Source organism: Streptomyces sp. NPDC058741, from assembly GCF_042746715.1.
Taxonomy (GTDB): domain Bacteria; phylum Actinomycetota; class Actinomycetes; order Streptomycetales; family Streptomycetaceae; genus Streptomyces.
The window spans coordinates 96695-110002 of record NZ_JBHYQH010000006.1; the positions used below are offsets into that span (position 1 = coordinate 96695).

A 13308-nucleotide genomic window follows, 5' to 3' on the forward strand; every position below is an offset into this window, starting at 1 on the left:
GCCTACAGCAGGGGCAGCGGCAGGAAGTCGTGGCCCTCCCACAGGCGCCGCGAGGCCTCCTCCGGGCAGGGCGTGACCACCGGCTCCGCGTCCAGCACCTGCACCAGCCGCTCCCCGGCGTCGTACGCCGGCCAGCCGGGGTCGCCGGTGCGGGCGAACGCCGTCCAGGAGGAGCGGAAGCGGGACGCCAGTGCCAGGGCCTCGGCGGACGGCTCCGCGCCCGCGAACAGCAGGGCGCCCAGGCCGGCCCCGAACGTGCCGAACAGCAGCGGGACGTCCAGGGCGTGGCCGGCGCCCAGCGCACCGCCGTCGCCCGGCGCCGGTCAGGTCAGCTCGTAGACGTGGGCGTCTCCGCCACGGTTCTCGTCCAAGGGGGGGCGCGGCGAAGGGGATGCCGGGGAAGACGGCGAGCCCCTCCTCCCGGCGTCCGCGCACCGCGCCGGAGGTGGTGCGCACCACCGGCCCGGGCTGCTCGGAGGGGCCGTCCGCCGAGGGGCGGGGCTCGGTCGTCGTCATCTGGGTCTCCTCACGAAGTGCCGTGACTGCAGAGCCTGTTCAGTCTCGGCGACCGACGTGAGCGGCGTGGGTGCGGGGTCAGCTGAGGGTCTTCAGCGACGCCGCGTCGTAGGGCGCCAGTTCGTCGAGGCGGCCGGCCAGCACCTTGCGGGCCCACTCCGGGTCCTGCAGCAGGGCACGGCCGACGGCGACCATGTCGAACTCGTCGCGCTCCAGGCGGTCGAGCAGGTTGTCGAGGTCGCCCACCTCGGCGCCCTGGCCCTGGAAGGACTTGAGGAAGTCGCCGCCGTTCAGGCCGACCGAGCCGACGGTGATGGCGGGCTTGCCGGTGAGCTTCTTGGTCCAGCCGGCCAGGTTCAGGTCGGAGTCGTCGAACTCGGGGACCCAGTAGCGGCGGGTGGAGGCGTGGAAGGCGTCGACGCCGGCGGCGGCCAGCGGGGTCAGCAGGGCCTCGAGCTCCTCGGGCGTCTCGGCGAGGCGGGCGTCGTAGGCCTCCTGCTTCCACTGCGAGTAGCGGAAGATGACGGGGAAGTCCGGGGAGACGCTCTCGCGGACGGCCGCGACGATCTCCGCCGAGAACCTGGTGCGGGCGACGAGGTCGCCGCCGTAGGCGTCGGTGCGGCGGTTGGTGCCCTCCCACAGGAACTGGTCGAGCAGGTAGCCGTGGGCGCCGTGGATCTCCACGCCGTCGAAGCCGATCCGCTCGGCGGCGGCGGCGGCCTCGGCGAACGCGCCGACGACGGCGTCGATGTCGGTGCGCGTCATGGCCGTGCCGGTGGGCTCGTCGGCGCCGATGCGCAGTCCGGAGGGGCCGACGGCCGGGGCGTCGGCGACGGGCGGCTCGCCCTGCTTGCGGACCATGCCGATGTGCCACAGCTGCGGCACGATCGTGCCGCCCGCGGCGTGCACCGCCTCGGCGACCTTCGCCCAGCCCGCGAGCTGCTCCTCGCCGTGGAACCGCGGCACGCGGTCGCTCTGCCCGGCCGACTCGTGGCCGACGTAGGTGCCCTCGGTGACGATCAGTCCGACTCCGGCGGCGGCGCGGCGCGCGTAGTAGGAGAGGACGTCCTCACCGGGGATGCCGCCCGGGGAGAACATGCGCGTCATCGGCGCCATCGCGATCCGGTTGGGGACGGTCAGACCGCCCAGCGACACGGGGCGGGACAGGATCTCGGCGGCGCGGGAGGCGGAGGCGGCGACAGTCACGGAGAGGCTCCTTCGGATACCGGACAGTATGTGCATACGCATGGTTCATCCGCTGCAACCACCCGTCCCGTGCCCTCCATCCCGCCCCGCGCTGTGATCCCGGACACGCCCGAGGGCGGCACCCCCTGTCGGAACAGGGAGTGTCGCCCTCGGCAAGGACGTCGATCAACCGTCAGGTCGATCAGAAGTCCATGTCACCGCCCGGCATGCCGCCGCCGGCGGGCGCGGCGGCCTTCTCCGGCTTGTCGGCGATGACGGCCTCGGTGGTGAGGAACAGCGCGGCGATGGAGGCGGCGTTCTGCAGCGCGGAACGGGTCACCTTCGCCGGGTCGATGATGCCCTCGGCGATCATGTCGACGTACTCACCGGTCGCGGCGTTCAGGCCGTGGCCGACCTGGAGGTTGCGGACCTTCTCCACGACGACGCCGCCCTCGAGACCACCGTTGACGGCGATCTGCTTCAGCGGGGCCTCCAGCGCGAGCTTCACGGCGTTGGCGCCGGTCGCCTCGTCACCGTCGAGCTCCAGCTTCTCGAAGACCTGGGAGGCCTGCAGCAGGGCCACGCCACCACCGGCGACGATGCCCTCCTCGACGGCCGCCTTGGCGTTGCGCACGGCGTCCTCGATGCGGTGCTTGCGCTCCTTGAGCTCCACCTCGGTGGCGGCACCGGCCTTGATGACCGCGACACCGCCGGCGAGCTTCGCCAGGCGCTCCTGCAGCTTCTCGCGGTCGTAGTCCGAGTCGCTGTTCTCGATCTCGGCGCGGATCTGGTTGACCCGGCCCTGGACCTGCTCGGCGGAGCCGGCACCGTCGACGATGGTGGTCTCGTCCTTGGTGATGACGACCTTGCGGGCCTTGCCCAGGAGGTCCAGCGTGGCGTTCTCCAGCTTGAGGCCGACCTCCTCGGAGATCACCTCGCCGCCGGTGAGGATGCCGATGTCCTGCAGCATCGCCTTGCGGCGGTCACCGAAGCCCGGGGCCTTGACGGCGACGGACTTGAAGGTGCCGCGGATCTTGTTGACGACCAGGGTCGACAGGGCCTCGCCCTCGACGTCCTCGGCGATGATCAGCAGCGGCTTGCCCGACTGCATGACCTTCTCCAGGAGCGGGAGCAGGTCCTTGACGTTCGAGATCTTGGAGTTCGCGATCAGGATGTACGGGTCGTCGAGGACGGCCTCCATACGCTCCATGTCGGTGGCGAAGTACGCCGAGATGTAGCCCTTGTCGAAGCGCATACCCTCGGTGAGCTCCAGCTCCAGACCGAAGGTCTGGGACTCCTCGACGGTGATGACGCCTTCCTTGCCGACCTTGTCCATCGCCTCGGCGATGAGCTCGCCGATCTGGGTGTCGGCGGCGGAGATGGAGGCCGTGGAGGCGATCTGCTCCTTGGTCTCGACGTCCTTCGCCTGCTCCAGCAGGGCGGCGGAGACGGCCTCGACGGCGCGCTCGATACCGCGCTTCAGGGCCATCGGGTTGGCGCCGGCGGCCACGTTGCGCAGACCCTCGCGCACCAGGGCCTGGGCGAGGACGGTCGCGGTGGTCGTACCGTCACCGGCGACGTCGTCCGTCTTCTTGGCGACTTCCTTGACCAGCTCGGCGCCGATCTTCTCGTACGGGTCCTCGAGCTCGATCTCCTTGGCGATGGAGACACCATCGTTGGTGATCGTGGGCGCGCCCCACTTCTTCTCGAGGACGACGTTGCGGCCCTTGGGGCCGAGCGTCACCTTGACGGCGTCCGCGAGCTGGTTCATGCCGCGCTCGAGGCCGCGCCGCGCCTCCTCGTCGAACGCGATGATCTTGGCCATGTGAAGTGGTCCCTCCAGGACTGGGGGTGATTACTTCGGACCGCGCCCGCGCCCGCGACGGACGGCCCCGACCGGTTGGTTCCTTGCCCCATCCGGTCCGCGGGCCTCACCGACCCGGTCCTTACGTTGTCACTCTCACCTTCAGAGTGCTAACGCAATGATTAGCACTCGACCCCTCAGAGTGCAAGGTGCGCCCGCGCAGCGGGCTCGTCGAGGAGTGGTGGCCGGGTGACGGGCGGGCGCAAGCGCCTCGGGGGATCCGGCGGGGGCGTCAGCCCGCCGCGAACACGGCCCGGCGGGCCATCCGGACAGGCCGAAGGGCCCGCACCCCGGGGGGTGCGGGCCCTTCGGACAAGACCGGTCGCTGGTGCGTTGGTCGTGGTGCGCGTTCAGGCAGTGACGCGAACCATGTCGGCCTGCGGGCCCTTCTGGCCCTGCGAGATTTCGAACTCTACCCGCTGGCCCTCTTCCAGGGTGCGGTAGCCGTCCATCTGGATCGCGCTGTAGTGGACGAAAACATCCGCACCACCGTCGACCGCGATGAAGCCGTACCCCTTCTCCGCGTTGAACCACTTGACGGTGCCCTGAGCCATGCCTAACTCCCCTATTACTGGCCCTTGCACAGATCCACACTTCGCGGACCCGGGTCAGACCTCACCCCCCACGGTTGGGGGCGTGCGCCGGAACGCGTCGACCGCGGCTGAATGTATCTGCCCAACTGCCGTCTGCAACAGGTCAATCGGACGAGAAATCTGGACGTGAGGGGTCCGGAATGTGGGGAGAATTCGCCTGAATTCGGGTCAAGTCGGGCCACACAAAGGGAGCAAAAGCCGCGAAAGACGCGCACACTTTGGCTACATCTTGTCGGGCATGCGGCAGGAATTCAGGGTTCCGATCGATGGACCGGGAACGCGTTCCCCAACTCTACCGCGCTCAATCACGCAGAATTGCCCCCTCCGCTTCTCTCACGGAGGGGGCAATTCGCCGCACTCCCGGTGACCGGTGTCACTGAAGGCAACAATCGGCCCGGCGGAGCCGGTTCAGCCGCCGGCGACGGCCGGGATGATCGACACTCCGGCACCGTCCGGCGTGGCGGTCTCCAGCCCCTGCTCGAAGCGCACGTCGTCGTCGTTGACGTAGACGTTGACGAACCGGCGCAGCTTGCCCTGGTCGTCGAGCACCCGGGCGGCGATCCCGGTGTGGTTCTTCTCGAGGTCGGCGATCACCTCACCGAGGGTCGCCCCGTCGGCGGCGACCTCGGCCTGCCCACCGGTGTAGGTGCGCAGGATGGTGGGGATGCGAACGGTGACGCTCATCGGACATGTCCTCCGGTTCTTCTTGGGCAACGGCTGGGGCGCGCCCTCGGGGGCGCGGGGCTGTGTCGATATGCGGCTCCGCCGCGTGGGCGCGACCAGCCCCCACCCGCCCGCGGCGAACAGCGATCAGACGAGTCCGGCGTCCCGGAACGACTCCAGGCTGGGCCGAATGGTCGCGGTGAGACCGGTCCCGGCCACCGCGTCCAGCGTCTTCAGACCGTCCCCGGTGTTGAGCACGACCGTGGTCTTCGACGGGTCCAGCACCCCGTTCTCGACGAGCTTCTTCGTCACGCCCACCGTCACACCGCCGGCGGTCTCCGCGAAGACGCCCTCGGTGCGGGCCAGGATCCTGATCGCCTCGACGACCTGCTCGTCGTCCACGTCCTCCACCGCACCGCCCGTGCGCCGCGCGATGTCGAGCACGTACGGCCCGTCCGCCGGGTTGCCGATCGCCAGGGACTTGGCGATCGTGTCCGGCTTCTGGGGGCGGACCACGTCGTGACCGGCCTTGAACGCCGTGGACACCGGGGAGCAGCCCTCGGCCTGCGCACCGAAGATCTTGTACGGCCTGTCCTCGACCAGGCCGAGCCTGATCAGCTCCTGCAGGCCCTTGTCGATCTTCGTGAGCTGCGAGCCGGAGGCGATCGGCACCACGATCTGGTCGGGCAGCCGCCAGCCGAGCTGCTCGCAGATCTCGTAGGCGAGCGTCTTGGAACCCTCCGCGTAGTACGGCCGCAGGTTGACGTTGACGAAGCCCCAGCCCTCGCCGGCCGGGTCGCCGATCAGCTCGGAGCAGAAGCGGTTCACGTCGTCGTAGTTGCCCTCGATGCCGACGAGCTCGCCGCCGTAGACCGCGGCCATGACGACCTTGCCCTGCTCCAGGTCGTGCGGGATGAAGACGCAGGAGCGGAAGCCGGCGCGGGCCGCGGCGGCGCCGACGGCGCCGGCGAGGTTGCCGGTGGAGGAGCAGGAGAGCGTGGTGAAGCCGAAGGCGCGGGCGGCCTCCAGGGCCTGGGCGACGACCCGGTCCTTGAAGGAGTGCGTCGGGTTGCCGGAGTCGTCCTTCACGAACAGCTTGCCGGGCTCGACGCCCAGCTCGCGGGCGAGGTTGTCGGCCTGGACGAGCTTGGTCCAGCCCGGGTTGATGTTCGGCTTGTCCGCCACGTCGGCCGGGACGGGCAGCAGCGGGGCGTAGCGCCAGATGTTCGCGGGGCCCGCCTCGATCCGCTCGCGGAGCTCCTCGGCGCCGTAGGACGAGAAGTCGTAGGCGATCTCCAGCGGGCCGAAACACTCCTCGCAGGCGAAGACCGGTCCGAGGGGTACCCGGTGACCGCACTCGCGGCAGCTCAGGGCGGCGGCGGGACCGAGGTCGACGGAGTTCGTGGTGCTTTCGACAGTCTGCACAGCCATGTGAGGCGAGGCCCTTTCTCCTCATCTTCCTCACGACGCATCTCGCCGTGAGACGGATTTGGCACCTTCCCTAGCCGGGAGCCTCGCGGAAGTGGTCGCCAGTGACCTACGAGAACCGACTGGAGGGTTGCCGGGGCTTCATCGGGCCGTTTCCCTCTGCCCCTCTGGATGAGCTGTATGTGGTTGTCGACGACGGACGACGCCGGTCGGTGCCGGACATGCGATGGTCATCCGCGTTGTTCAAGACTGTAACCGACGACCAGGACAATTGAGATAGTCGTCCGAACCGCGAGATGGCTCACAGTCCGTCCCGCCGAGAGAACGCTAAGGAGCCGCCACGGTGCTGGAAGAAGTCGAGCGCTGGCTGGGCACCCGTTCGTGGTCCGCGACCGAGCGCCCGCTCCACCGGATCCTGGCCGCCAAGCAGCGCACCGGCCAGACGGTCAGCGTGGTGCTGCCCGCGCTGAACGAGGAGGAGACGGTCGGCGACATCGCCGCCGTGATCCGCCACGACCTGATGCTGCAGGTCCCGCTCGTCGACGAGCTGGTCGTCGTGGACTCGGGATCGACCGACCGCACCTCCGAGGTGGCCGCCGCGGCGGGCGCGACGGTGGTGCACCGCGACGCGATACTCCCGCGGCTGCCCGCCGTGCCCGGCAAGGGCGAGGTGCTGTGGCGCTCGCTGCTCGCCACACGGGGGGACATCGTCTGCTTCGTCGACGCCGACCTGCGGGACTTCTCGTCCGACTTCGTCTCCGGGATCGTGGGCCCGCTGCTCACCGAGCCGGACGTGGACCTGGTCAAGGGCATGTACGACCGCCCGCTCGCGGGCGCCTCGGGGCAGGGCGGCCGGGTCACGGAGCTGATGGCCCGCCCGCTGCTCAACATGCACTGGCCGCGGCTGGCCGGCTTCGTGCAGCCGCTCGGCGGCGAGTACGCGGCCCGCCGCTCGCTGCTGGAGCGGCTGCCGTTCCCCGTCGGCTACGGCATCGAGCTGGGGATGCTGGTGGACGCCCTGCACCTGGTGGGCCTGGACGCCCTGGCCCAGGTGGACGTCGGGGTGCGCAAGCACCGGCACCAGGACGGGCAGGCACTGGGCCGGATGGCCGCCGAGATCTACCGCACGGCCCAGCTGCGGCTGGCCCGCGGGCACCTCATCCGGCCGTCCCTGACGCAGTTCGAGCGGGGCGGTGACGGCTTCGAACCGCGGACGTACTCGGTGGACACCGAGGAGCGTCCGCCGATGGTGGAGATCGTCGAGTACCAGGAGCGCCGGGCGGCCTGAGCCGGGTGTTCTCGGCCGGATGCCGCAGGTTCGTACGTTTGAGCGCTCACAGGCCGGGCTAGGTTGAGGGCTATGGCTTCGACGTACGGTGCTGCACGGGTTCTGGTGGCCTCCAACCGGGGTCCGGTCTCCTACACGGTGGGTGAGGGCGGTTCGCTGGACGCCAAGCGGGGCGGCGGCGGACTGGTGTCGGGACTGTCCGCGATCGGCTCGGACGCGGACGCGCTGTGGGTCTGCTCGGCGCTGTCCGACGGCGACCGGGAGGCGGTCCGCCGGGGCGTCGGCGAGGACGGCGTGCGGATGCTGGACATCCCGGCCGACGTGCACGCCGACGCCTACAACGGCATCGCGAACTCGGTCCTGTGGTTCGTCCACCACATGCTCTACCAGACGCCCCTGGAGCCGGTCTTCGACGCCGGGTTCCGGCGCCGGTGGGCGTCCTACGAGACGTACAACCGGGCGTTCGCCGAGGCGCTGGCCGAGGAGGCGGCGCAGGGCGCGGCGGTCGTGGTGCAGGACTACCACCTGACCCTGGTGCCGGGCATGCTCCGCGAGCTGCGCCCGGACCTGCGCATCGGGCATTTCTCGCACACGCCGTGGGCGCCGCCCGAGTACTTCCGGATGCTGCCGGACGACGTGGCCGGGCAGGTGCTGCGCGGCATGCTCGGCGCGGACCGGCTGGGCTTCCTCACCCAGCGCTGGGCGGACGCGTTCACGGAGTGCGCCGAGCGGTTCGCGGGCGGGCTCGGCGGCACGCGGATCGGCGTGCACGGGCTGGGCACGGACGCGGACTTCCTGCGCGAGCGGGCGCACCGGGCCGACGTCGAGGAGCGGATGGCCGTGCTCCGGGAGGAGATCGGCGAGGGCCGGCGCACCATCGTCCGGGTCGACCGCGCCGAGCTGTCGAAGAACATCGTGCGCGGCCTGCTGGCCTACCGCGCCCTCCTCGACTCCCACGCCGAGTGGCGCGAGCGCGTGGTGCACGTCGCCTTCGCCTACCCGTCGCGGCAGGACCTCGCGGTGTACCGGGACTACACGGCGGAAGTCCAGCGGCTGGCCGGGGAGATCAACGCCGCGTACGGCACACCGGGCTGGACGCCGGTCCTGCTGCACGTCGAGGACGACTTCGCCCGCTCGCTGGCCGCCTACCGGCTGGCCGACGTGGCCCTGGTCAACCCCATCCGCGACGGCATGAACCTGGTCGCCAAGGAGGTCCCGGTGGTCTCCGACACGGGCTGCGCGCTGGTGCTGTCCCGGGAGGCCGGGGCGTACGAGGAGCTCGGCGAGGACGCGCTCACGGTCAACCCGTACGACGTCACGGGCACGGCGGCGGCCCTGCACGAGGCGCTGTCGATGCGCCCGGAGGAACGCGCCGACCGCAGCAAGCGCCTGGCGGCCGCGGCGACCGCCCTGCCACCGGCCCGGTGGTTCCTGGACCAACTCGACGCGCTGAAGGGCTGAGCGGCCGATGAACGACACCCTCGGGCCGCTGCCCGTGCCCGTCACGCAGGCCGGGCGGGACGGTCTCGCCGCGCTCCTCGACCGGCCCGGCGAGGCTCTGATCGGACTGGACTTCGACGGCACGCTCGCGCCGATCGTGGCCGACCCGGAGCTGGCCCGGGCCCATCCGGAGGCGGTGGGCGCGCTGGCCGCGCTCGCGCCGAAGGTCGCCGCCGTCGCGGTGATCACCGGCCGGCCCGCCGAGGTCGCCGTGCGCAACGGCGGGTTCGCGGACGTCCCGGGCCTGGAGCACCTGGTCGTCCTCGGGCACTACGGCGCCGAGCGCTGGGACGCGCGCAGCGGCGAGGTCAGCGCACCCGAGCCGCACCCGGGCGTCGAGGCCGTCCGCGCCGAGCTGCCCGGGCTGCTCGAAGGGACCGGCACCTGGGTGGAGGAGAAGGGACGGGCCGTGGCGGTGCACACCCGCCGGGCCCCCGACCCGCAGGCCGCCTTCGACGCCCTGCGCGCGCCGCTCACCGCCGTGGCGACCCGGCACGGCCTGATCGTCGAGCCCGGCCGCCTGGTCCTCGAACTGCGCCCGCCCGGCATGGACAAGGGCGTCGCCCTGACCGGGTTCGCCCGCGAGATCGGCGCCGGCTCCGTCCTCTTCGGCGGCGACGACCTGGGCGACCTGCCCGCGTTCTCCGCCGTCGACGCCCTGCGCGCGCACGGCACCCCGGGCCTGCTGGTGTGCAGCGGCAGCGACGAGGTCGCCGAGCTGCGGCGGAGGGCGGACGTGGTGGTGGACGGCCCGGAGGGCCTGGTGCGGTTCCTGCGGGACGTGGCGGACCGGCTCGGCTAGCGGCTCGGCGGACGCACGCACCCAGGGGCGCGGGACGGCGTCGACATGCGACTGCGCCGCGGGACGCGGCTGCAGGGCGTGCCTCGCCGCAGGACCCGGCTGCAGGGCGTGCCTCGCCGCGGGACGCGAGCGACCACGTATCGGAGACGCGGGCGACCACCTACCGGGGACGCGGGCGACCACGACGCAGCCGCATCTGCACCCCGCGTCCGCGCCCGCGCCCGTGCACCGGCCGGCGGCGCTCAGCGTTCCGCCCGGCGCCGCTCCCGTATCCGCCGCAGGCGGTTCACCGTCACCGGGTCGTGGGCCAGGGCCCGGGGGTCGTCCAGCAGGGCGTTGAGCAGCTGGTAGTAGCGCACGGGGGCGAGGCCCAGCTCCTCGCGCACGGCCCGCTCCTTCGCGCCGGGCCCGGGAAAGCCGCGGCGTTCGAGCGCCAGGATGTCCCGCTCCCTGCGCCCGAGCCGCCGCCCGTCGTCCTCCTCGTCCATGTCCGGCACCGTAACGCCTGCCACCGACAGGGGGACCGCTCGGCGCTCTCCGCCCGGGCCGTCACCGTCCGGAGGTGGCCCAGGACGCCCGAGGGGCAGCGCGTAGCGGTACCTCACGCCCCCGGCCTTGAGCGCCGCGGCGTTCGCGGCCAGGTCGTCCCAGGTCTCGGGCGGGGTGATGCCCGCCTCGGCGAACAGCGTCCTGTCGCAGAAGAGCACCCGCGTGGAGGCGGCGAACGGCATCCCGTACTGCACGCGCTTCACCTGCCCGGAGGGGGCCAGCTGCCCGACGAAGTCGGCCTGCACGGGTACGGAGAGCAGGTCGTCGGCCTTGTGGAGCTGGTTCCGTCCGCGTGGTCGGCGTACGCGCCGATCTGCGCCACGTCCGGCGGGTCGCCGGCGGCGACCATCTCCTTGACCTCGCGGTCGACGTCGTTCCAGGAGCGGACGCTGACCTCGATGCGGACGTCCGGGTGCTCGCCCTCGTACTCCGCGACCAGCTTGTCCCAGTACTTTCGGGAGCTGTTGGCCGCGGTGTCGCCGTAGTCGGCGGCGACCAGCTTCAGGGTCACGTCGGCGGAGCCGCCCGTGACGCCGCAGCCGCCGAGGCCCGCCGTCACGCCCAGTACGGACACCACCGCGATCGTTCCTGCCATCCGCCGCCGCTGCACCGCTGCCGCTCCCCACCCTGACGTCACCGCGCCACCGAGGGTGGTTCCGATCACCGGAACGAGGTCTACACCATGTGAGTGGACTAGACCTCTTGTGGGTCCCCGGGTCACACTGTCCCCCGTGAGACATGTCATCGCCCTCGACGTGGGCGGCACCGGGATGAAGGCCGCCCTGGCCGGGCCGGACGGCCGGGTCCTGCACCGCGCCCGCCGGGCCACCGGCCGCGAGCAGGGCCCGGACGCCGTGGTCGCGGGCATCCTCGACTTCGCCGCCGAACTGCGCGCGTACGGCGTCGACCACTGGGGCACGCCCGCGTCCGCCGCCGGTGTGGCCGTACCCGGCATCGTCGACGAGGCGGAGGGCGTCGCCGCCTACGCGGCGAACCTCGGCTGGCGCGACGTCCCGCTGCGCGGCCTGCTGGCCGAGCGACTCGGCGTCCCGGTCGCCCTCGGCCACGACGTGCGCACCGGCGGCCTCGCCGAGGGCCGCCTCGGCGCGGGCCGGGGCGCGGACCGCTTCCTGTTCGTGGCACTGGGCACCGGCATCGCGGGCGCCATCGGCGTCGACGGCCGGGTGGAGGCGGGCGCGCACGGCTTCGCGGGCGAGATCGGCCACATCGTCGTACGCCCCGGCGAGGACCCGTGCCCGTGCGGGCAGGCCGGCTGCCTGGAGCGCTTCGCCTCAGCGGCGGCCGTGAGCAGGGCCTGGGCGGCGGCCTCCGGCACCCCGGGCGCCGACGCGGCGGGCTGCGCGAAGGCGGTGGACGCCGGCGACCCCCGGGCGCTCGCGGTCTGGCAGCGGGCCGTGGACGCCCTGGCCGACGGCCTGGTCACGGCGCTGACCCTGCTGGACCCTCGCGTCCTGATCATCGGCGGCGGGCTGGCGGAGGCGGGGAGCACTCTGTTCACGCCCTTGCGGGAAGCGATCCGCGGCCGCATCACCTTCCAGAAGCAGCCGTCACTCGTCCCCGCGGCGCTGGGGGAGGCGGCCGGATGTCTCGGCGCCGGGCTCCTGGCCTGGGATCTCCTCGACCACATCGACCGTACGGAGGTAACGCCCTGATGACCGATGCCCCAGGGGCGCGGGACAGCGCCGACATGCGGCTCCGCCGCGGAGCGCGACCAGCCACGACCCACCCGCACCCCGCCACGGCCGGACGGGCCGTGGTCCTGAGCGGCGCCACCGTGGTCCTCCCCACGGGAGCCGTCGAGAACGGCAGGCTGGTCGTCGACGGCACCCGCATCACCGCCACCGCACCCGCGAACGCCCGGTTCGTCGACGTCACCGGCCACTACGTGGTCCCCGGCTTCGTCGACCTGCACAACCACGGCGGCGGCGGGGCCTCCTTCACGTCCGGCCCGGTCGACGACATCCTCAAGGGCATCCACACCCACCGCCTGCACGGCACGACCACCCTGGTCGCCTCGACCGTCACCGGCGACCTGGACTCCCTCACCCGGCGCGCGGGTCTGCTGAGCGAACTCGCCGAGCAGGGCGAGATCGCCGGCATCCACTTCGAGGGCCCGTTCATCTCCCCCTGCCGCAAGGGCGCCCACTCCGCGAAGCTGCTGCGCGACCCCGACCCGGCCGAGGTCCGCCGGCTGATCGACGCGGCCCGGGGCCGGGCGAAGATGCTGACCCTGGCCAGCGAGCTCCCCGGCGGCCTGGACTCCGTACGCCTCCTGGCCGACCACGGCGTGATCGCGGCGATCGGCCACACGGACGCGACGTACGAGCAGACGGTCCAGGCGATCGACGCGGGCGCGACGGTCGCCACCCACCTGTTCAACGCGATGCCGCCGCTCGGCCACCGCTCCCCCGGCCCGATCACCGCGCTCCTGGAGGACGACCGCATCACCGTCGAGCTGATCAACGACGGCACGCACCTCCACCCGGCCGCGCTGCGGCTGGCGTTCCACCACGCCGGGGCGGACCGGGTCGCGTTCATCACCGACGCGATGGACGCGGCCGGCTTCGGCGACGGCCGCTACTGGCTGGGCCCGCTGGAGGTGGAGGTCGCGGACGGCGTGGCCCGCCTGGTCGCGGACGGCACGATCGCCGGCTCCACCCTGACCCTGGACCGGGCGTTCAAACGGGCGGTCACCGTCGACGGCCTCTGCGTCGAGGACGCGGTGACGGCACTCTCGGCCACTCCGGCCCGCCTGCTCGGCATGGACGACACGATCGGCTCACTGGAGCCCGGGAGATCCGCCGACCTGGTCCTCCTGGACTCCGCCTTCGAGCTCAAGGGCGTGATGCGCCGGGGCGAATGGGTGGTCGGTCCCCAACTGGGCTGATCCGTCCCACGG

Annotated in this window: 11 protein-coding genes, 2 pseudogenes and 1 riboswitch; of the genes and pseudogenes, 5 read left to right on the top strand and 8 right to left on the bottom strand. The window is 72.2% G+C overall.

Going from position 1 to position 13308, the window contains the following annotated elements:
• Positions 1 to 2 precede the first annotated feature (2 nt).
• The 6 genes and pseudogenes from ACFW6P_RS07135 to thrC all read right to left on the bottom strand — a co-directional run.
• A pseudogene (locus ACFW6P_RS07135) lies at positions 3 to 356 on the bottom strand (carboxylesterase/lipase family protein); the annotation flags it as partial.
• 238 nt (positions 357 to 594) lie between these two features.
• Entirely contained in the window at positions 595 to 1758 is a 1164-nt protein-coding gene (locus ACFW6P_RS07140; RefSeq protein ID WP_386347473.1) for an NADH:flavin oxidoreductase, read from the bottom strand.
• Positions 1759 to 1903: 145 nt separating this feature from the next.
• On the bottom strand, positions 1904 to 3526 hold the full coding sequence (groL, locus tag ACFW6P_RS07145; protein WP_386347168.1) for a chaperonin GroEL: 1623 nt from the start codon (positions 3524 to 3526) through the stop codon (positions 1904 to 1906).
• Positions 3527 to 3915: 389 nt separating this feature from the next.
• The gene (locus ACFW6P_RS07150; RefSeq protein ID WP_004986573.1) at positions 3916 to 4119 is read right to left on the bottom strand and encodes a cold-shock protein; all 204 of its coding nucleotides are present in this window, start codon (positions 4117 to 4119) and stop codon (positions 3916 to 3918) included.
• Between the two features lie 447 nt (positions 4120 to 4566).
• Positions 4567 to 4842: a ubiquitin-like small modifier protein 1 gene (locus tag ACFW6P_RS07155; protein ID WP_037670105.1), complete on the bottom strand. Its 276-nt coding sequence runs from the start codon at positions 4840 to 4842 to the stop codon at positions 4567 to 4569.
• Positions 4843 to 4968: 126 nt separating this feature from the next.
• The gene (gene thrC / locus ACFW6P_RS07160) at positions 4969 to 6252 is read right to left on the bottom strand and encodes a threonine synthase (RefSeq protein ID WP_386423115.1); all 1284 of its coding nucleotides are present in this window, start codon (positions 6250 to 6252) and stop codon (positions 4969 to 4971) included.
• A gap of 18 nt (positions 6253 to 6270) precedes the next feature.
• Positions 6271 to 6427: riboswitch (SAM riboswitch) on the bottom strand.
• 165 nt (positions 6428 to 6592) lie between these two features.
• Here thrC and ACFW6P_RS07165 point away from each other — a divergent pair.
• The 3 genes from ACFW6P_RS07165 to otsB all read left to right on the top strand — a co-directional run bounded on the left by ACFW6P_RS07165 (position 6593) and on the right by otsB (position 9839).
• A complete protein-coding gene (locus tag ACFW6P_RS07165) occupies positions 6593 to 7537 on the top strand; it encodes a glucosyl-3-phosphoglycerate synthase (RefSeq protein WP_386423117.1) in 945 nt (314 codons plus the stop codon).
• A 72-nt stretch (positions 7538 to 7609) separates the two neighbouring features.
• A complete protein-coding gene (locus tag ACFW6P_RS07170; RefSeq protein ID WP_386423119.1) occupies positions 7610 to 8998 on the top strand; it encodes a trehalose-6-phosphate synthase in 1389 nt (462 codons plus the stop codon).
• 7 nt (positions 8999 to 9005) lie between these two features.
• Positions 9006 to 9839, top strand: a complete 834-nt coding sequence (otsB, locus tag ACFW6P_RS07175; protein WP_386347177.1) for a trehalose-phosphatase — start codon at positions 9006 to 9008, stop codon at positions 9837 to 9839.
• Positions 9840 to 10081: 242 nt separating this feature from the next.
• Here otsB and ACFW6P_RS07180 read toward each other — a convergent pair whose 3' ends face one another.
• Together ACFW6P_RS07180 and ACFW6P_RS07185 are read right to left on the bottom strand one after the other, a co-directional pair.
• On the bottom strand, positions 10082 to 10327 hold the full coding sequence (locus tag ACFW6P_RS07180; protein WP_386347476.1) for a DUF3263 domain-containing protein: 246 nt from the start codon (positions 10325 to 10327) through the stop codon (positions 10082 to 10084).
• Between the two features lie 87 nt (positions 10328 to 10414).
• A pseudogene (locus tag ACFW6P_RS07185) lies at positions 10415 to 10983 on the bottom strand (ABC transporter substrate-binding protein); the annotation flags it as partial.
• A gap of 136 nt (positions 10984 to 11119) precedes the next feature.
• Between ACFW6P_RS07185 and ACFW6P_RS07190 the strand changes: the two are divergent.
• Entirely contained in the window at positions 11120 to 12061 is a 942-nt protein-coding gene (locus ACFW6P_RS07190; protein WP_386423121.1) for an ROK family protein, read from the top strand.
• Positions 12061 to 13296, top strand: a complete 1236-nt coding sequence (gene nagA / locus ACFW6P_RS07195) for an N-acetylglucosamine-6-phosphate deacetylase (RefSeq protein WP_386423122.1) — start codon at positions 12061 to 12063, stop codon at positions 13294 to 13296. The genes ACFW6P_RS07190 and nagA overlap by 1 nt, the downstream gene beginning before the upstream one ends.
• Positions 13297 to 13308 lie beyond the last annotated feature (12 nt).